This window comes from Saprospiraceae bacterium, assembly GCA_016712145.1.
GTDB lineage: Bacteria > Bacteroidota > Bacteroidia > Chitinophagales > Saprospiraceae > Vicinibacter.
The window spans coordinates 41,360-61,634 of the sequence record JADJRO010000001.1 but is presented as its reverse complement, the minus strand read 5'-3'; the positions used below and the strand labels follow the sequence as shown (position 1 = coordinate 61,634).

Here is a 20,275-nt window from a genome sequence, read left to right as displayed (position 1 = left end):
GGTTATCAATTAAATTTCTAAACAATTACAAATTAGTGAGCAGCTCCGCCACCCATGTTTTTGTATGCAGAAAGGATATTTCCGTAAACTGAATTCAGATTTGTCAAATTCTTGTTCAATGCGGCAACCTGCTCTTTATATTTTTTGGTATCATCTAAGGATGCACTCATTTCTGACATTGCATCATTTAATCTTGCATAGAAATTACCCATAGCTTTCACCTGATCGCTGGTTTTGCTAAAGTCAACTTCTTGTAAAGCTTTTAATGAACCAAGACTTTTAGACATAACTTGCAATTCACCTAACATACCGGCTAATTGATTTTCAACCACTTCACCGTTTGCTGGACGACTGCCCCCTTTCATTGGGCCTTCTGTCAATGGATTAATTCTTGCTTCAGCGTCCCCTAATCCTGGATATAATTTATCCCAATAGTAATCTTTATCTGGTGGAATAACGCCCAAGATAAAGAACAAGATTGCTTCAGTAACCAAACCAGCAGTGATCATGATATCACCACCTTCCCAGGACATGATTTTGAAAAGCGCTCCCAACATAACGATGGATGCACCCACACCTATCACTAAGTTTTTAAGGTATTTGAACCAATTCTGTTTGTAAATAGCCATTGTTTTTAGTTTTATGAGTTAAGAGAAAAATTGTTTGATAACAGTCAATATTATAATGATTGAGTCATTATAATATTCATTGAATTTATTTCAAATTAATGAAAATCGCCTTCTGATCTACCTAAAAATGCCAATACACAACGGAAACCAATGTAGGATTTGGTTGTGTCTTGAAATTCCCAATTGCGGGTACTTGTATGCAGGTAATATGCTACATCTTTCCAACTTCCGCCACGGATCACCTTACGCTTAAAGGATTCTGGATCTTCTGCTTTTGCATCATATTTTACATCAGGATTTTGGTCATGCATGATGATGTGTGCGTTATCTGAATAGGCTGATTCCGTCCATTCAGCAACGTTTCCTGACATATTATATAAGCCATATTGATTTGGAAAGTATGCATCTGCTTTAACTGTGTAATATCCACCGTCCTCCGGATAATTTCCGCGACCCGGTTTGAAATTAGCTAACAAACAACCTTTTGCATTTCTAGGATAATAGGCACCCCAAGGAAATGGAGCTTGTTCCTGACCGCCTCTTGCTGACCATTCCCATTCGTGCTCAGTTGGCAAGCGGAATTCTTCAGAATTTGGTTCGTCCTCGCCTTTAAATTTATTCCATATGCTGGTTCTCCAGTAACAAAATGCACGGGCTTGTGGCCAATTAACACCTACAACCGGATAATCATCAAATGCAGGGTGGCTGAAATAATTACGAGTCATCGGCTCATTATAAGAATAAGCAAAGTCCCTTACCCAACACAAAGTGTCTGGATAAATATTTGTTTTAACCTTATTAATGATTGCGGACCTTTTAATGTCACGGGTATGCGCTGCTTTTTGCCAGTCTTTCCATTCCCACTCGTAAACGAATTTACGACTGTCCAGTTCTTTAACGCCTTTATAAGCATCAGCTCCCTGGAAATACATGTCATTTAAGGTTTCGTCTTCCCAATCAATTTCCTGTTCCCAGTCTACTTCTTCAGTTTGACCGTCTTCACCTTCAATGAAATGACCTAAAGCCTTATGAGCCAGTTCATCCCGGACGTAATACACAAACTGACGGTACTCATTATTCGTGATTTCCGTGTCATCCATGTAAAAACCTGAAATGGAAATAGATTTTTGGGGCTGGACCAGGGTGTGAAAGAAATCCTGATCACTTTGACCAATGGTTAATGTACCGCTTGGAACATATACCATGCCGTAGGGATTAATACCACCCCATTTCGGACGATCCATGGCTCCAACCAGTTGCCCATCTTGTTGTTTCTTGCCGCAGGATGCTACTAATAATAGCAACAGGGCATAGATAGAGAGATTCAATTTTCTCATCTGCATACAAATTTACCTACTTTGTCTTTTATAAAAAGTGGCGTAAATATAAGACATTAAAAAGATTCCCTAAAAAAATATTTTTTCAGCTTATAGATAGGCCATCTTGTAAAAATGCGAACTTTAATTATCTGTAATTTATTGTGTTCCAACTAAAATCTTATGAAAATTTCCTTAAAAACTTCAATAAAATTAAATTTTAGTCAGAATACCTGGGACTGTGAATAATTCTTGGTGCTTTTCCAAGGCCCACAGCTCTCCCTAAATTATAATACAAACCCATCTCCTGGCTGCCTGTTACCAGCCCTTTATCAATCTTCCCTAAATAAAATTCATGGGTATATGCCAAATGCAGCTTTCTAGTTAAGGCAAAGCCAGCAGTGATTCCTAAGGATTCCATCGAACTCCCATCGTAACCTCTTACATGTAACCCACCAAAAATATTGCCATTATATTCAAAGTTGCTAAAAATATCCGACTGAAACCGATTTAAATCAGTATAAAGCAAGAAACCTACTCGGAAGGTAATATTAGCCCATTCTCTATCTGTTAAACCGATTGCCTGAAATTCACGGTTATTTTGATACAATAGGCCTTTTTTTGAAGATCCAGACTCTAGCAAACGGTCTGCACTGATTCCAAATTTATAATGACCCCTTTGTATAAAAATTGCTAATCCCAAATCGATAAATCCACCATTCAGGTCACTATTTGATAATTGCTGATCCTGATGATCTACTTGACCATTTGAGTATTCCCCATCCGGTGTCCGTGCATTGATGGAATTAAAAGCCAATGATTTAATGTCTAATTGGACACCACCCGATACCAACCAGGAACTAAAATTCCATACATGATTGAAACTGGGTTTAATAAACACCTCGCTTTGCAATCCGATTTGATCTTGACCCAAACAAAAACCAAAACCACTATTTATTTTATAGATTGGAAAATGACTGGCCACCAAGATGGTTTGAGGATGCCCATCCAGTTTAAACCATTGATTGCGGTAATGTGCAGATGCAATGAGGGTGCCTTCCAATCCAGCATAGGCTGCGTTAACAAAATAAGGATCTCTGGCCGCTTGAGTAATCAACGAAGTTTGCTGTCCGATCAAACGAACTGTTATTAATATCAAGAAGCTAATTTTTAAGATTTGACTCAAGTGCACCTTAACTGTATTTACTTAATAAAGGTACTAGTTTTTCTGGCAAATCAACTGGGGGAAAACAAACTCCCTGATCGCACAGCTGAAATCCCGATTCGATGGAATTTGGTATTAACAGAAGTCCTGGAATCAACCACGATTGTAACATCGGAATGACTTTATGCATTGATTTGGTCTTAATCACTGGAACAGATTCCTTATAAGAAATCAAGGCTTCAATCCATCCACCCATTGCAATCGGATGCTGTAATGAAATGGATTCCATTAGTTCAAGCATCTCTTCAATAAAGGATTCATATTTAAATGTGGATAATGCCTCATTCAAATAGTTTCCACAAAAAATTAATACTGCATTGGGATTTGGATAATTGCTTTCACCCCAGTCTGTGATCGAATGCAGCGCATCTTCATGGAAGTGTGCGGTTGATTTTAATAAACAACTTGTTTCTTCTTTAAAATGAACTAACACAAAATCCATCAACTGTTCTGCCTTCACAATTAAATCGGTACGTCCGGTCAAACTATATACATCCAACAACGCTTTAATAAACCAGGCATAATCTTCCAAAAATCCATAACCGACACTCTTGTTATTGAATAGATATCGGCAGAGTAACTGATCTTCCCTAAATCCTTTGGCCAGGATCTGATCAATGATCTTCTGCGCTGTTGTCAAATCCGATTCGTTAGCATCTGCAAGGTACCAGGCACAATAGGCTGATGCCAACATAGCATTCCAGCTGATAATTAGTTTAGTATCAATATCTGGTTTGACTCGTAGACTTCGTGCCGCTTGCAATGCATTTAAACATGCTGCCTGGTCTTCTATAATTTTTACTAATTCTTCTGAATCAAAAATGCCGGGACGTAAGCGTAGTACTTTTAAATCTGTATGATGGTGATCCAGATTTGATAAACTGAAGGATGCCAAAAAAGATGCATACCTGTCCTGAAGGATGTTTTGTAGTTGGGATTTTGTCCAAACATAATAAGTGCCTTCATGTCCTTCAGAATCTGCATCCATTGCTGCATAAAACATGCCCGAAGCATCCTGCATGTGTTGCTCAAAGAAACGAATGGACTGTCGGGTTCTTTGTTTGAGAAAGCCATCATTGGTAATTCTACAAGCTTCAGCCATCGTTTGAACCAGTTGCGCATGATCGTACAACATTTTTTCAAAGTGTGGAACATCCCATTGGCCATCGACGGAATACCTGCAAAATCCACCTTCCAATTGGTCGTAGATCCCACCAGCCCCCATAGCTTTCAAACTGAATATACCATGTTGAATTAGACGGCTTTCTTTTTTTAGAATCCCCAATTGAAATAACAATCGAATCAAACTGGCATGTGGAAATTTTGGTTGATTTCCGAAGCCTCCTTGATTCAAATCAAAATAACCTGTTAGTTGAGTTATTAATTTTGGATAGTCAATTCCTTGATTTTCTGTACTCACTTTCTGACCTGCTGCACTCAGCTGAATCAAATGCTTTGAAAGTTCGTCTGCTTGTTGGGTGATTTCATTGTTTTTTTGAATAAATGCTTCATGAACAGATACTAAAATTTGCTTCCAGGAAGCTCTTCCAAAATTAGGCGTTGGGGGAAAATAAGTACCGCCATAAAATGGTTTTGCATCGGGAGTCAGAAAACAATTCAAAGGCCAACCTCCCGAAATACCCATTGCCTGAATGGCATTCATAAAATAATTATCAAGATCTGGACGTTCTTCACGATCAATTTTAATATTTATAAAATAATCGTTCATCAGTGTTGCAATGAGTGGATCTTCAAACGACTCATGCGCCATCACGTGACACCAATGACAGGTGCTGTATCCAATGCTTACCAGGATTGGTTTTTGTTCGCGTCGGGCTTTGGCCAAGGTCTCGGCGGACCAGGCATGCCAATCTACGGGATGGTCTTTGTGTTGTTTTAGATACGGACTGGTTTCAAACTGCAATGGGTTCATGACGAGAGATGGATTTGCAATCCATCATAGGCTAAACGAATTGAATCGTTTAATGTTTTTTCAGTAGCCGAATGGCTTCCCATTTGGTGGCTCAGGTGCGTTAAAAACGCTTGTTTGGGTTGTACCTGTTGAATTAATTCTAAGGCTTGTTCTAAATTAAAATGACTGTGATGAGTTTTGTGCCGCAATGCATTCACAACAAGACATTCACAATTTTTAATGAGATCAATTTCAACTGCATCCAAATGACTGGCATCTGTGATGTAAACAAACTGGTTCAATTTGAATCCTACAATATTCATCCGTCCATGTATCACTCGGAATGGGAGGATGGGATCTTCTCCGATGGTAAATGGTTGATTGGGTGTTATCTCAATCAACTCGAGTTGAGGCAAACCGGGATATTCATTTGGACCAAAAATGTAATAAAATCGTTGTTTTAAATCTTGGATCGTATGGCCTTCTGCATAGAGTGGAATTTTCCGGTCCATTGCAAAATTAATCGGACGGATATCATCCATGCCCGCTGTATGATCTGCATGTTCATGGGTCAATAAAATGGCATCTATCCTTGTAATCCCATGACGCAAGGCTTGCTGTCGAAAATCCGGACCTATATCAATTAAAATAGACTGTTGATTGGTTTCAATCCAAACAGAGGTCCGCAATCTTTGATTTCGCGGGTCATCTGAATTGCAAACCTGACAGGTACACCCTATAACCGGAATGCCTTGTGAAGTCCCTGTGCCGAGAAAGGTGATGCGCATAGGACAAAGGTATGGAGATTAATTAAAGGAGACAGGAATCGGGAGACAGGAGTCAATAGTTAGGGGTCAGGAGTCAAAAATTCAGAATTGTAGTATTGCAGGATTGCAGAATTGGAACATTTCTCCAAAGACTTCTTTTCTAAAGACTATTTCACAATAGGTATCACTACATCACCTAAAGCAATAATTTATCCACTGTTTCAATTACCAATTCAGTATAGGCTTTATAGGCATCCGGAAGTCTGTCGATGCTGGTGTCCAGGATCCAAAAGTTGTGTGTGGATTGCGATTTATACTCTATATAAACTCCGCCCTGGTCGTGGGCATCTGGTATTCCAAAAACTCTTTGAGAATCACTAAGAAATTGTTTTGGAAATTGACTCCACAGCTTTTTGGCCTCATTAAATTTTTCATTGGAACGCAATTCAAATTGTCCTTCATAAAATTTTGTTTGAGATGGATAGTCATCCCGGGTGTCTTCCAATAGTAAACTGTCTGACAATTTGAATATTGCAATGCATTTAGGTCCGCTGCAAAATCCTCGGTAAACTCCAAAAACTAAATAATCGGGTTCAAGGTTAACGCAACAATCTTTTTCACTGCATGCAGCTAAAAACAAAAAAATAATTAAAAAAAATAATGGGTATTTCATATGAGGATTTGATGTAAAACGTTTGATGGGGCTGGAATGTTATTGAATACTGTTGAGATGGCATTTAGTTAATTGAGACAAAATCAGGGAAAAATGAGCCTTCAGTTCAATTTAGTCCGATTCATGCGTTTAGTAAAAATTGTTGCTTTCCTATTCAATCTATTTTTTTTTGATTGCACTGCGATTGCAAATACGAATTGGGTCCATAAATATGGCAAACTCAACTTTTTTCAAGCGTTTGGGGTTCTTTTTTTATGAAAGTGCCTGATCGGGTGCCATAAGTCAATATTACAGAATTGCTCCCTTGAACCATTGGAACATTTACTACCTTTGTCGCGCTTTTTAAAAAGAGAACATTTGCAACCAACAGATATCAAAAATCCGGAGTATTTTCATAAGGTAGTGGACTGCCAATATGCTTGTCCTGCCCATACACCGGTTCCGGAATACATCCGCTTAATAGCGGCCGGAAAATATACCGAAGCGTATATGATCAATTGGGAATCCAATGTGTTTCCAGGTGTTTTGGGTCGAACGTGCGACCGGCCTTGTGAACCAGCCTGCCGTCGGGGTCGTGTTGAGGAAGAGCCTGTCGCAATTTGTCGATTGAAACGAGTCGCTGCCGATCATAAAGGAGATGTCAGTGACCATATGCCTAAAGGTCCCTTTCCTCCGAATGGCAAGAAAATTGCATTGATTGGTGGCGGTCCGGCATCTTTGACCGTTGCACGCGATCTTGCGCCCCTTGGTTACGAAATTCATCTGTATGATGACCAGGAGTTTGGCGGTGGGATGATGCGGAGTCAAATTCCTTCATTCCGTTTGCCGGATGAGGTGTTGTCGGAGGAGGTAAATTTCATCCTAAATCTAGGCATTCACACGCATTTTAAAACTTATGTCAGCAGCCTTAAAGAAATTCTTTCAAAAGGTTATGATGCAATCTTTGTTGGAACCGGAGCTCCAAAAGGAAAAGACCTTCCAGACTTACCAGGTCGGTGGGATGCTAAAGAAAACATCCATATCGGAATCCAATGGTTAGCTAATGTGGCGTTCGAGCATACTGCCAAAATAGGCAAGAAAGTAATTGTCGTTGGTGGGGGTAATACGGCTATGGACTGCTGTCGTACCTCACGCCGTTTAGGAGGCGAAGAAGTGAAAGTCGTAGTTCGGAGTCCATTTGCAGAAATGAAGGCATCGCCCTGGGAGAAAGAGGATGCGATGCATGAAGATATCCCAATACTCGATTGTCATGTTCCCAAATCTTTTGTAGTTGAAAATGGACAACTCAAAGGCATGCGCTTTGAAAAAGTTAAAGCTATAAAAGACGATTCCGGAAAACGAAAATTAGTCCCTTCTGGTGAACCCGAAGTGTTGATTGAAGCGGATGAAATCCTATTGGCTATCGGACAAGAAAACAGCTTTCCCTGGATCGAACGGGACTTAGGCATTGAGTTTGACCAGTGGGAAATGCCTAAAGTAGATGTGTTGACCCATCAATCATCCATTCCCAATGTATTTTTTGGTGGGGATGCGGCCTTCGGGCCAAAAAATGTAATTACTGCTGTTGCTCAAGGGCATCAGGCTGCAATATCCATTGACTTGTATTGTCAAGGCAAAAATCTGACCGAACGGCTTCATCCTATGGTCAATCTGGTTTCTCAAAAAATGGGTATTCACGAATGGGCTTACGACAGTAAAATTGTTGATGACCTTCGATACATCGTTCCACAAGCAGATAAAAAATTAACACTCAAAGACCGCAAGAAAGAAGTTGAATTGGGATTTGACCTCGAAAACGGATTCAAAGAAGCGCAACGCTGTCTAAACTGCGATGTGCAAACAGTTTTCACAACCAGTCGTTGTATTGAATGTGACGCATGTGTTGATATTTGTCCAACGTCCTGCATTTCTTTTGTCGATGATGGCGAAGAAATGGATTTGCGTACCCGTCTTTCTGCACCTGCAAACAATCTTACACAGGATTTATATGTTTCCGAAGTCCTGCCAACCAAACGGGTTATGGTTAAAGATGAAGATGTGTGTTTGCATTGTGGATTGTGTGCCGAACGGTGTCCGACAACTGCATGGGATATGCAAAAATATTTTTATCAAGTTACTAAAGCCGGTTCATGCAAGCACATTCTATAATTAATGATTTTGTAATTCGGTTTGCAAATGTAAATGGTACCGGAAGTGCGAGTGCCAACAATATGTTTGCCAAAGCAATATTTAGAATGGGCATACCAGTAAGTCCTAAGAATATTTTTCCATCGAACATACAGGGTTTGCCCACTTGGTATGAAGTGCGCGTCAACGACCAGTTTTATCTTGGCCGTCGAGATGGAATCGATTTGATGGTTTGTGTAAATCCGCAATCGATGTTGCAAGATGTGGCAAGCGTAAAACCGGGTGGATATTTTATTTATGACAATACAAAACCGCTTCACAAGGAATACATTCGGGAAGATTTAAATTATATAGGAATTCCTTTAACTGAAATAACCATTCAGGAATATACAGATCCGCGTCAACGGATGTTGTTTAAAAATATCATTTATGTCGGTGCTTTAGCTGCATTAATTGATATTGAAATGGATGTGTTGCAACAATTGGTCAACGAACAATTTAAAGGAAAGGAAAAATTAATTCAACCGAATCATCATGCTTTGGATTTAGGCTATCAATACATTCAGAAGCATTTTGCACATCCACTACCCTATCGTTTGCAAAGACGTGACCTTTTAAAAGATAAAATTTTATTTGAAGGAAATGCAGCAACCGCATTGGGTGCAATTTATGGAGGAGCAACTGTTGCTGCCTGGTATCCAATTACACCTTCTACTTCGGTAGTGGATGCATTTGCAGATTATGCTGCTGAATATCGGGTGGATCCTGAAACAAATGAAAACAATTATGCCATCGTTCAGGCAGAAGATGAATTGGCCGCTATGGGAATGGTCATTGGTGCGATGTGGAATGGTGCCCGCGCATTTACAGCAACCAGTGGTCCGGGTGTTTCACTGATGCAGGAATTTTTAGGACTAGCTTATTTTGCTGAAATTCCTGCAGTATTGGTCGATGTGCAACGCACAGGTCCATCAACCGGAATGCCGACTCGTACACAACAATCCGATATTTTAATTGCAGCCCACGCTTCACATGGCGATACCAAACAGGTATTATTGATTCCAAGTTCACCGAAAGAATGTTTTGAATTTGCTGCTTTGTCGTTTGACCTTGCAGAACAATTACAAACTCCTATCATCATCCTTTCAGATTTGGATTTAGGAATGAATGATCATGTAAGCGATGCATTGGAATGGAAAGCCACAGCCCAATATCGACGCGGAAAAGTGTTGACCGCTGAACAGCTGGATCAAATCGGTCGCTTTGGTCGTTATTTAGATTCCGATGGAGATGGAATTCCTTATCGTACCATTCCAGGGACACATCCTACAAAAAGGCTCTTTTTTACAAGAGGCTCTTCGAGAGATGAATATGCAATTTATACAGAAGATGGAAATGCATACAAACGCAACATGGATCGATTGTTAAAAAGTGGGAGACGATTAAATCCTATGTTCCAAAACCTGAACTCATGCAATCAGAATCCAATGCATCCATGGGCATGTTGTTTTTGGAACCAGTCATTTTTCATCTGTTGAAGCCCATGATTTACTTGCAAAAGATGGAATTGAATTGGATGCGATTCGTTTACGCGCGTTTCCTTTTACACAAGAGGTTTGTGATTTTGTAGAAGATCATGAAATTCTATTTGTGATCGAACAAAATCGCGATGCACAAATGCGGACTTTATTAATCAACGAATTGGAAATAAATCCGGATAAATTGATTCGCGTGTTGAATTACGATGGAATGCCAATCACAGCTGCACATATTTACAAAGAGATCACCAATTATATTCAAAAAGAAAACAAGAGAAGCAAAGACTTTTCTTTTGAAATGAATGCCTCATGAGTTATATAAAACCAAGTTTCAGACATCCAGATTTACCTGTAAATAATTTAGGGTATAAGCGAAAAGATTATGAAGGTTCGTTATCAACCCTTTGTGCCGGTTGTGGGCATGATTCCATATCAGGGGCATTGATTCAAGCATGTTTTGAATTAAACATCGAACCCCATCGTCTTGCCAAACTTTCAGGCATTGGCTGTTCGTCAAAAACGCCGACCTACTTTTTAGGCAATTCACATGGCTTTAATTCCGTACACGGTAGAATGCCGAGTGTGGCAACAGGTGCTAATCTCGCCAATAGAGATTTAATTTATCTTGGCGTGTCCGGAGATGGAGATACTGCTTCTATCGGAATGGGCCAATTTGTACATTTAATTCGACGAAATTTAAACATCACGTACATTGTAATGAACAATGGATGTTATGGTTTGACGAAAGGACAAGATTCCGCAACTGCAGATAAAGGTTCTAAAAGCAAAGCCGGTTCAACCAATCTATTTCAGAATATTGATTTACCTGGTTTGGCTATGGAATTGGGGGCTGGATTTGTAGCGCGCAGTTTTTCTGGTGATAAAGTACAGTTGATTCCATTAATTAAAGCAGCATTGGCACATCCTGGTTTTGCCCTCATCGATGTGATTTCACCTTGCGTAACTTTTAACAACAATGTTGGATCTACTAAATCATATGATTATGTACGCCAGCATATTGATGCAACGGCTACTGTAGATTTTGTGCCCCATGCATCTGAAATTAAGACTGATTATGAAGCAGGTAGTAACAAACTGGTTACCATGCATGATGGCTCATTCATTAAACTCAATAAATTGCAAGCAGATTGGGATCCAACGAATCGGGATTCGGCAGTACATGCATTGCACGAAGCCAATAAAAATGGTGAAATTTTAACCGGTTTGATCTATATCAATGAAGAAAGTCAGGAGTTACATCAAATATTAAATACAACAAAGAAACCACTCAACGCCTTAACCGAGTCTGAATTGTGTCCTGGCGATAACGCATTAAAATCGATTAACGAAAGTTTACGTTAATCTTTAAAAGAGTTTGTCCCGCAGATCTCGCAGATTTACGCAGAGTAATTTTTCTTATTATCGTCCGGCTCCATTATCAGAATGACACAAAAAGAATTTCCCGCAGATCTCGCAGATTTACGCAGAGTAATTTTTCTTATTATCGTCCGGCTCCATTATCAGAATGACACAAAAAGAATTTCCCGCAGATCTCGCAGATTTACGCAGAGTAATTTTTCTTATTATCGTCCGGCTCCATTATCAGAATGACACAATAAGAATTTCCCGCAGATCTCGCAGATTTACGCAGAGTTAATTTTTCTTATTATCGTCTTGATCCATTATCAGAATGACACATAAAGATTGTCCTTCAGATTATGCAGATTTTCGCTAAAGAGGTTTCCTTTCTGCGCTTTTCTGCGTAGTCTGCGGGACAATAAGAATTTCCCGCAGATCTCGCAGATTTACGCAGAGTTAATTTTTCTTATTATCGTCTTGATCCATTATCAGAATGACACATAAAGATTGTCCTTCAGATTATGCAGATTTTCGCTGAAGAGGTTTTCTTTGCTGCCTTTTCTGCGTAGTCTGCGGGACAATAAGAATTTCCCGCAGATCTCGCAGATTTACGCAGAGTTAATTTTTCTTATTATCGTCTTGATCCATTATCAGAATGACACATAAAGATTGCCCTTCAGATTATGCAGATTTTCGCTGAAGAGGTTTCCTTTCTGCGCTTTTCTGCGTAGTCTGCGGGACAATAAGAATTTCCCGCAGATCTCGCAGATTTACGCAGATAATATTTTCCTTTCTGCACATTCTGTGGGAGAACAAGAATTGGCTGCAGGTCTTACATCATTAAAGTTTATTTACTTTCCTAAATATGGCTTTTTCTATATCGACACAATTAAAATTTACCAACAAACCTAATTTCATTCCGGATAATTTCAAATAGGTCAAAACTTGCTTATGATGAACTTCCGCAAGGTTTTCAACGGATTTAATTTCAATGATTACTTTGTTTTCAACGAGTAAATCAATTCGAAATCCCACTTCCATTTTGACTTCGTCATAAATCACTGGCAATGGCACCTGACAATTTACAATTAAACCATCTTTGCGAATTTCATGTTTCAATGCGGCTTCATATACCGTTTCCAATAATCCCGGACCCAGTGTACGGTATACCCTAAAAATAGCTCCTCTTAATTTATAGGTAATTTCATTTTCTGTCATATCGACTTAATTGAAAATTTTTCTAAGCCTAATTTGCAAACCTCAAAAAATTTATTGGCGGTTCATAGTTCTCCATAGTTTTACAAAATTAGACGGATTAGGACAGCTTAATGTCAAATTATCCGGTTAAAATCGTTTACCTTTTTGGGCACCATAAATCCAATCAGTACATTTAGTAATGCCTCCGGATTGTTGCAAGAACAACTTTTGGTTCAATTCCAACAATCTGAATGAATTTTAAAAATAACCGATACCTTTGAAGTTCATATTCCTTCATTATGTTAAAAAATCTGTTTCAAAAAGTATACCCGCATCTGATTGTCATTCTGCTGTTTATCGCAGTCATTTCCTTTTTCTTTGCTCCACACTGGCAAGGAAAAGTATTACAACAAGGAGACGTTTCAAGTTGGGAAGGATCAGCCCGTGAAATATTAGAATACAACAAACAACATCCGGGAGATCCTGCTTTATGGACTGGAACCATGTTTGGAGGAATGCCAGCCTACCAGATATCCACCCCAATGGATTATAATTTCATGATTTATGTCCAAAAGATTTTGGCATTAGGATTTCTGAGTGGTCCCATTGCCATATTCTTCTTTTGCGCTTTATCCTTTTATGTATTGTATTTAGTTCTTGGCCTCAGTATCCCCTTTGCCTGCATGGGTGGATTGGGAACGGCTTTGGTTACCGGAAACTTTATCGTATTAGAGGCCGGACATGTTCCTAAACTGATTGTGCTCTCTATGATTGGGTTTATAATTGCCGGTATGATACTTTCGTATCGGGGAAACTGGTTAAAAGGTGCTGCATTATTTGCTTTGGGAATGGGCATTAATGTGCTCAACAACCACGTGCAAATGAGTTATTACACCATGTTGCTGATGTTGCCCTTGGTATTTGCATTTGCAATTCAATTTATTAAGGATAAGGATTTTAAAAACTTTATGATACCGAGTGGGATTATGGCAGGCATTGTTGTGTTGGCCTTGCTTGCTTCATCCAGTTCAATCCTTCCTACATATGAATATGCTAAAGAAACCATGCGGGGTGGTCACATCTTGAGTAAAAAAACAAACGATGTAACGGGAGATGTAAATACTGCCGGTTTACAATGGGACTATGCAACCAATTGGAGCAATGGCGGCATCGACCTGATGTCTTGTTTAATCCCAGGAGTTGCAGGAGGCGGGACTTCGGAACCTGCGGATGCAAATTCTGAACTATTGAAAAGTTTGCGTAAAAAAGGTTACAATGCACCCAAGCGATTTAAAGCCCCATTGTATTGGGGAGACCTTCCTTTTACCAGTGGCCCATTTTATTTTGGTGCTATCATGTGTTTGTTGTTTGTCTTGGGTATGTTTATTGTTAAGGGCCCAATCAAATGGTGGATTACCATTTCAGTCAGTTTGGGTTTATTGATGTCGATGGGTAAACACTTTGAAATTTTAAATCATTTTCTATTTGATTACTTGCCGCTTTACAGCAAATTCAGAGCACCGAGTAGCATGTTATCGGTTGTGTCCTACTTTTTTCCAATCCTCGGCATGATGGCATTGTATCAAATTTCAAATGCCGATAAAAAGGATGAATCTTTATTAAAAAAATTATATTATAGCATAGCGATTACAGGAGGTATTTGTTTGTTTTTTGCATTGTTGGGTCCGAGCTTTTTTGATTTTAAACACAGTTCGGATGCAGGTTACGCCAACCAAGGATTGGATACGGATGCATTGATCTTGGATCGTAAATCCTTAATGCAAAGCGATGCCTGGAGGTCCTTGATTTTTATCACATTAGCAGCAGCCATGCTTTGGGCTTATCTAAAGTCTAAAATTCAATTGCGTTATGCAGCAATTGCATTGGGGATCCTAACTTTAATTGATCTTGGTGGTGTGGCCACCCGATACATCAGTAAAGATGATTTCGTAAGTAAATCTAAAAAGAACAATCTCAAAACCACGACAAGTTGATACACAAATATTAGGTGACAAAGCAGATTACAGAGTGCTTGATTTAACGGTCAATACGTTTAACAGTTCGATGCCGTCTTTCTTTCACAATCACATCGGCGGCTATCATCCGGCAAAATTGCAACGATATCAAGATTTGATTGATCTTCATATCGAACCTGAAATTCAACAACTCAACGGTTTTTTGCAAAATTTTACTTCCGACAGTAGTTTAACAAATTCACTTTCCGTATTGAGTGTATTAAACATGCTCAATACAAAATATTTTATCTTGGGTCAGCCAGGAAAAGAAATGCCCTTACCCAATCCATTTGCAATGGGTAATGCCTGGTTGGTACATGATGTCAAAATGGTTAGTACACCGGATGATGAAATTGCTGAACTCAATAAAACTAATTTAAAACAATTTGCAATTGTGAATCAAGAATTTGATTCCAAACTAACACAAAAACAATTTGATGGAAATGGTTCCATTAAATTAACTTCTTATAGTCCAAATAAAATGGTCTATGAAGCCAATTGCAGCGGAAATCAATTAGCAGTATTTTCTGAAATCTGGTATGGTCCCGATTTAGGTTGGCATATAAGCATTGATGGGAAGGAAGTAGATTTAATCAGGGCAAATTATGTGTTAAGAGCATGTCAGATTCCAGATGGCAAACACCAGGTTGTAATGGAATTTAAACCCAATTCATTTATGTTTGGTAAAAATCTTTCCATGATTTGCTCAGTATTGTTAATTGGTTTGATGGGATTTGTAGCCTATAAGGAATTGATGAAATTTAAATAAGGATAATTTAATATCACTTATACATTTTCTTGGTAAAAAATTTGGAATTTAATCATTTGAAAATTGTTATTATCAATTCCATACAAAGTCCATTTTTAATTCATGCTTGTTTGAACTAAAAACTCTTTAAAGGGGCTTTAAATTTGTATTCACATTATGCCCATCGTTTCAAAGTTAAATTTTAACAACATCCATTTTGTTAAAACAAAAATTATTGAATCCAGAATCTTATAAATGTTAAGCCTTTGTCAAGGGGTTTGGGTTCGGAAAGTACATGAAATGAAAATAAATTACATGTAATTATCAAGATAATAATTCATTAAATCTGAAATTGCAGTTGTCAGATTTTTACGTGAATAGTTGGCAATTTTAGTTTCATTGTTTGGAAAGGAATTCATAGCAACCATTTCAAAAAGTTTTTCAAGATTCGAGTATAGTTGTTCCGCGTCGGCGTAATCAGCATTCAAACCTGCTTCCGTTTCTTTCAAAATAGTTACAACATCGCTGTCTGCCGGTGAAATTGAATAAATTGGTTTTTGCAAATAAAGGTATTCGAAAAATTTACCGGTAATTACTCCTTTATTTCCGGGCACACCCACCAACAAAAGGAGGTCTGCTTCAAATAAATAATGTTGAAGTTGTGCGTGTGGCATGGATGCAAGGACTTGCACATAAGGTGATAAGCTAGAAGCTTTTAATTGCGAAACGATCAAGGGATCTATATTTCCAATAAGGATCAATTCAAATTTATTTGAAATTGCAGGAACGTCTCTTAAATAATTTTCCAAAACTTTCCAAAAAATACTTGGGTTGCGATCTGCACTTAATACTCCCGCATACACCATTTTAATTTTAGAATGATCCTTCACAGGATTTTGTTTTGGAAACGTTTCATATCCGTTGGTAATTACATATACTTCCCGATTGACAAGTGATTCCAATCCTTTTTTACAATCCGGACTTACGGTAACTACCAAATTGGCTTCTTGCAATACAGATTTTTCCAGTCGATTGTGTATCTTTCTTGATAGCTTGCTTAAGTTGAGTTGTTTAAACGAATAAATCTGTGTCCAGGGATCCCTAAAATCAGCCAGCCAGGGAATATCCAATCGACGTTTTAATGAACGTGCGATTAAATGCGTACTGTGAGGAGGTCCGGTACTTACTATAAAATCAACCGGGTATTTTTTTAAATAGTTTTCTAATAAACGTATGGACGGACGAATCCAAAACATTCGTGCATCTGGAATAAAGAAATTTCCACGGATCCACAGCAAGAGCCGTTTAAACCAGGAACCGCGTTCCATTTCAGAAAAAATGCTTGGATTTACCTGTTCCTTGGTACCGGATAGCTTTTTAAATAAGGTATAAGGTTCCCAAATCGGGCCTTTTATAATTTCCAAATCATCCGGTATATGTTGTTGCAAACTTGAATCTATATAGGGATACTCCCCATTTTGAACCGTATAAATGATTGGTTCCCAATTAGCATCCCGAAGATATTTAGTAAAATACAACCACCTCTGGACACCTGACCCACCGGAAGGTGGCCAATAATAAGTGATAATGAGAACGCGTTTCAATGTTGGAGTACTTATAGCTTGCTTATGCGGGTAAAATTAAGCTTTGAAAAGCTGAATGGGAGAATTGTTTTAGTTTTCAAACTAACAAGATTGGATCAATAAGCCTTGAAGAAAAAGGTTTCCTTCTCTTTTTATAACTTTGCCCTGATACATGTGTGGTTTAGCCGGAATTTTTAATCTAGATGGAGCATCTATAAACAGTCAGGATCTGTTAAAAATGACCCGGATCATCCGTCATCGGGGTCCAGATGATGAAGGCTATTTACTAATCCATACTGCAAACAAGGCCATCCATCACCATGTACACGATGATACCATTTCAGAAATAAAAGCAAGATCATCCGTATTGCCGGTTCAAACCAAGTGCAATCTTGGCATAGGTTACAGACGACTTGCAATCATCGATCTCTCTGCCAATGGCCATCAGCCCATGGCAGACCCCTCAGGTCAAATTTGGTTAAGCTTCAATGGAGAAATTTACAATTACATTGAAATTCGTGAGGAATTGACCAAGCTGGGACATCAATTTAAAACAAACAGCGATTCTGAAGTCTTAATTCATGCGTATTTGCAATGGAACGAACAATGCCTTGGAAAATTTATAGGCATGTTTGCTTTTGTTATCTATGATAACCGGTCCGGTAATTTATTTATTGCAAGAGATCGCATGGGGATAAAACCATTTAATTATTATTTTGATGGCAATCAATTTATATGGGCTTCTGAAGAAAAGCAAATTGCTGCAATTATCCCGGACAAACTCAGTCCAAATCGTCAGGCCTTATTAGAATTTCTTCAATGGAATCGTCAATTTGAAACATCTGCAACCTTTATAACTGAAATTCAACAATTGCCAGCTGCACATTATGCAATTGTTTCTATAAAAGGTATTGAACAAAAAAAATATTGGGATATCCCATTGGTTTCAGAACAAGAAATGCTCAATGAATCTGATTCCTGTAATGTACTTCGAGCGCTATTAAGTGATTCCATTAAATTGCGTTTGCGCAGCGATGTTCCATTGGGTATTGCTTTGAGTGGCGGCATTGATTCTTCTTCAATTTGTTGCTTGGCAAGAAAATTAACCAACCAAGCTATACGCACCTTTTCCGTATATTATGAAGGAAAACAATATGACGAACGAAGTTACATTCAAGCTGTTTTAGACCAAGGTGGTTTTCAATCTACATTTCAAACGGGTAGCAAAGAAATTACTGTTGAAGAATTGAAAGCATGGACTTATCATCAGGATGCCCCAACTGCAGGAGGGAGTCCTTTCTCTGCATTTTTAAATTATCGCAATGTCCGCAAGGCGGGTATCATTGTGTTACTCAATGGACAAGGTGGCGATGAATTGTTTGCCGGCTATCCTTATTTTTATAAATATTATTTGGCACAATGTTATCAGCAAGGCAATATCATGGAACTCCTTAAAACTACTGCAACTTTAGCATATCACCAAGGTTTAAAAGCCGCCATCTCACATAATTATCTTGCAAAACAACGATTAAAGTTAGATTCAGTTGCGCTAAGAAAATTAGAACATAAAAAATATGCATCGCCTAACTTGTATCCAGAAACCCAGATGCAACTTAAAATGCATACCAATCACTCTTTGCTATCAACGGCTTTACAAAATGCAATTCAAATTACCCACTTACCACACATGTTGCATTGGGAAGATCGAAATTCAATGGCTAATTCAATCGAGAGCCGTGTTCCGTTTTTAGATCATCGGCTGGTTGAAAAATCATTTTATATACCCGATCATTTAAAATTGCATCAAGGCGAAACAAAATACATCTTACGAGAAAGCATGAAATCCTATGTTCCAGAAAGTATTCTTAAAAGGAAAGACAAAATTGGATTTGCCACTCCTACTTCTTATTGGACACATACTGTATTAAAATCAGCGATATTGGATATGGTGCATAGTTCCGGTTTTTTATCCAGAGATTGGTGGCACGGCAAACAAATACAAGATCGAATTACAAAAGATATCAATCAATTTGGTGAAAACGAATTGTGGAAAATTTTCACCAGCGAATTGTGGTACCAATCGACTTTCCAAACGAACCAATAAATTAAACTTCGTGCAAACCAATCCCAGTTTAAAAAGAATCCAAGAAGTAGCTTTTCAATTACAAAATGATTTGTTGCAACTTGATATCGATGCATTGGATGTTTCTGAAAGTGTTAAAAGTTATTTTCGATACGATCTTACGAAGTTGAGTTATGTAAGTAAATGCAATGCTTTTATACTATATCACTTATTATTAAATCCGAAATCAAATAAATCAAGTACGATTATTGTAGATCATGGTGCAGGTATTGGTTTATTTTCGTTTTTAGTAAAAAGAATGGGTTATACCTGCATCAGTCACGATTTATTTGATGAGTACCTTGATGGCATTCGAAAAATAGGCACTGCACTCAATGCAAGGCCGGATTATTTTGTATTAGGTGATACCAATGCCTTAGTTGCGTATTGTCATTTTCATGATATAAACATACTTGGCTTGGCTTCCCGCAATGTAATCGAACATTTACCCGATTATCGAGCATTTTTTAATGATATTGCCAGTTTAGGTCCAGAAGGTTTCAGTATTGTAATCACTACATCTGCCAACATACACAATCCGTTGGTAAAACGACTGCATTTAAAAATACATAAAGAATATGAATACAAAGGCAGTCGGGTTGATATGGACCACCCGGATTTGGATGAATCGCTCAGTGGAATTCAATTGCGTTCTGCGTTGATAAAAAATCATTTTCCACAATTAGATTCTGAAACAATCAGAAGGCTTGCCATTTTAAATCGCAGTTATATCGAAAAGGAAATTTTAAAACGCACCGAATATTACATTCAATCAGGCCACTGGCCTGCTCCTCCAAATGAATCAAGCAATACCTGTGATCCAATTACTGGAGCCTGGGTTGAACGCTTGGTAACTTATGCAGACTATCAATCTGCGGCACAAGCAGCAGGATTTTCAATAGAAGCATTGCCTGGTTTTTATAATACGAATTATTCTTCGTTTATTATAAATTGTATGTCAATTATACTAAATGGATTGCTTAGATTTAAACATCCATTCATTTTGAATCTGTCACCTTTTCTTGCCATGAAACTCACAAAAAAGTAAATGAACTTTTACAAAA

General features: G+C 38.3%; 14 protein-coding genes and 1 pseudogene. 7 read left to right on the top strand and 8 right to left on the bottom strand.

Translation table 11 applies throughout. The annotated features are described in order from the left end of the window. Positions 1 to 32 precede the first annotated feature (32 nt). From gldL to IPK91_00235, 6 genes are all read right to left on the bottom strand, one after another. Positions 33 to 629 carry a gliding motility protein GldL gene (gldL, locus tag IPK91_00260; protein MBK8295734.1) on the bottom strand — a complete coding sequence of 199 codons (597 nt, stop codon included), beginning with the start codon at positions 627 to 629 and terminating at the stop codon, positions 33 to 35. A 95-nt stretch (positions 630 to 724) separates the two neighbouring features. Beyond that, positions 725 to 1,966 (bottom strand): SUMF1/EgtB/PvdO family nonheme iron enzyme, encoded by a 1,242-nt coding sequence (locus IPK91_00255; protein ID MBK8295733.1) that lies wholly within the window; start codon positions 1,964 to 1,966, stop codon positions 725 to 727. A gap of 199 nt (positions 1,967 to 2,165) precedes the next feature. Beyond that, on the bottom strand, positions 2,166 to 3,104 hold the full coding sequence (locus tag IPK91_00250; GenBank protein MBK8295732.1) for a type IX secretion system membrane protein PorP/SprF: 939 nt from the start codon (positions 3,102 to 3,104) through the stop codon (positions 2,166 to 2,168). 34 nt (positions 3,105 to 3,138) lie between these two features. Continuing rightward, on the bottom strand, positions 3,139 to 5,103 hold the full coding sequence (locus IPK91_00245; GenBank protein MBK8295731.1) for a thioredoxin domain-containing protein: 1,965 nt from the start codon (positions 5,101 to 5,103) through the stop codon (positions 3,139 to 3,141). Beyond that, the gene (locus IPK91_00240; GenBank protein ID MBK8295730.1) at positions 5,100 to 5,870 is read right to left on the bottom strand and encodes an MBL fold metallo-hydrolase; all 771 of its coding nucleotides are present in this window, start codon (positions 5,868 to 5,870) and stop codon (positions 5,100 to 5,102) included. Before IPK91_00240 ends, IPK91_00245 begins: the two co-directional genes overlap by 4 nt. A 175-nt stretch (positions 5,871 to 6,045) precedes the next feature. Continuing rightward, positions 6,046 to 6,522 (bottom strand): hypothetical protein, encoded by a 477-nt coding sequence (locus tag IPK91_00235; protein MBK8295729.1) that lies wholly within the window; start codon positions 6,520 to 6,522, stop codon positions 6,046 to 6,048. Between the two features lie 357 nt (positions 6,523 to 6,879). On the opposite strand from IPK91_00235, the gene IPK91_00230 reads away from it, so the two are divergent. The 3 genes and pseudogenes from IPK91_00230 (at position 6,880) to IPK91_00220 (ending at position 11,549) form a co-directional block, all read left to right on the top strand. Then, positions 6,880 to 8,670: an FAD-dependent oxidoreductase gene (locus tag IPK91_00230; GenBank protein ID MBK8295728.1), complete on the top strand. Its 1,791-nt coding sequence runs from the start codon at positions 6,880 to 6,882 to the stop codon at positions 8,668 to 8,670. Further along, positions 8,652 to 10,500 (top strand): annotated as a pseudogene (locus IPK91_00225) (2-oxoacid:acceptor oxidoreductase subunit alpha). The gene IPK91_00230 and the pseudogene IPK91_00225 overlap by 19 nt, the downstream one beginning before the upstream one ends. After that, positions 10,497 to 11,549 (top strand): 2-oxoacid:ferredoxin oxidoreductase subunit beta, encoded by a 1,053-nt coding sequence (locus tag IPK91_00220; protein ID MBK8295727.1) that lies wholly within the window; start codon positions 10,497 to 10,499, stop codon positions 11,547 to 11,549. The pseudogene IPK91_00225 and the gene IPK91_00220 overlap by 4 nt, the downstream one beginning before the upstream one ends. Before the next feature lie 837 nt (positions 11,550 to 12,386). Here IPK91_00220 and IPK91_00215 read toward each other — a convergent pair. Further along, complete coding sequence (locus IPK91_00215) at positions 12,387 to 12,764, bottom strand: GxxExxY protein (protein ID MBK8295726.1); 378 nt, start codon at positions 12,762 to 12,764, stop codon at positions 12,387 to 12,389. Positions 12,765 to 13,042: 278 nt separating this feature from the next. Between IPK91_00215 and IPK91_00210 the strand changes: the two genes are divergently transcribed. Together IPK91_00210 and IPK91_00205 are read left to right on the top strand one after the other, a co-directional pair. After that, the gene (locus tag IPK91_00210) at positions 13,043 to 14,737 is read left to right on the top strand and encodes a hypothetical protein (protein ID MBK8295725.1); all 1,695 of its coding nucleotides are present in this window, start codon (positions 13,043 to 13,045) and stop codon (positions 14,735 to 14,737) included. A gap of 34 nt (positions 14,738 to 14,771) precedes the next feature. Further along, complete coding sequence (locus IPK91_00205) at positions 14,772 to 15,527, top strand: YfhO family protein (protein ID MBK8295724.1); 756 nt, start codon at positions 14,772 to 14,774, stop codon at positions 15,525 to 15,527. A 290-nt stretch (positions 15,528 to 15,817) separates the two neighbouring features. Here IPK91_00205 and IPK91_00200 read toward each other — a convergent pair whose 3' ends face one another. Then, positions 15,818 to 17,110 carry a glycosyltransferase gene (locus IPK91_00200; protein MBK8295723.1) on the bottom strand — a complete coding sequence of 431 codons (1,293 nt, stop codon included), beginning with the start codon at positions 17,108 to 17,110 and terminating at the stop codon, positions 15,818 to 15,820. A gap of 151 nt (positions 17,111 to 17,261) precedes the next feature. On the opposite strand from IPK91_00200, the gene asnB reads away from it, so the two are divergent. Then, positions 17,262 to 19,193 carry an asparagine synthase (glutamine-hydrolyzing) gene (asnB, locus tag IPK91_00195; GenBank protein MBK8295722.1) on the top strand — a complete coding sequence of 644 codons (1,932 nt, stop codon included), beginning with the start codon at positions 17,262 to 17,264 and terminating at the stop codon, positions 19,191 to 19,193. Further along, a complete protein-coding gene (locus tag IPK91_00190; protein ID MBK8295721.1) occupies positions 19,123 to 20,259 on the top strand; it encodes a hypothetical protein in 1,137 nt (378 codons plus the stop codon). Before asnB ends, IPK91_00190 begins: the two co-directional genes overlap by 71 nt. The last annotated feature ends 16 nt before the right edge of the window (positions 20,260 to 20,275 follow it).

Bases quoted from the DNA above. Each gene is read 5' to 3' on its own strand.
- gldL (MBK8295734.1), bottom strand. From the start codon at position 629: ATGGCTATTTACAAACAGAATTGGTTCAAATACCTTAAAAACTTAGTG.
- IPK91_00255 (MBK8295733.1), bottom strand. From the start codon at position 1,966: ATGAGAAAATTGAATCTCTCTATCTATGCCCTGTTGCTATTATTAGTA.
- IPK91_00245 (MBK8295731.1), bottom strand. From the start codon at position 5,103: ATGAACCCATTGCAGTTTGAAACCAGTCCGTATCTAAAACAACACAAA.
- IPK91_00240 (MBK8295730.1), bottom strand. From the start codon at position 5,870: ATGCGCATCACCTTTCTCGGCACAGGGACTTCACAAGGCATTCCGGTT.
- IPK91_00235 (MBK8295729.1), bottom strand. From the start codon at position 6,522: ATGAAATACCCATTATTTTTTTTAATTATTTTTTTGTTTTTAGCTGCA.
- IPK91_00220 (MBK8295727.1), top strand. From the start codon at position 10,497: ATGAGTTATATAAAACCAAGTTTCAGACATCCAGATTTACCTGTAAAT.
- IPK91_00215 (MBK8295726.1), bottom strand. From the start codon at position 12,764: ATGACAGAAAATGAAATTACCTATAAATTAAGAGGAGCTATTTTTAGG.
- IPK91_00210 (MBK8295725.1), top strand. From the start codon at position 13,043: ATGTTAAAAAATCTGTTTCAAAAAGTATACCCGCATCTGATTGTCATT.
- asnB (MBK8295722.1), top strand. From the start codon at position 17,262: ATGTGTGGTTTAGCCGGAATTTTTAATCTAGATGGAGCATCTATAAAC.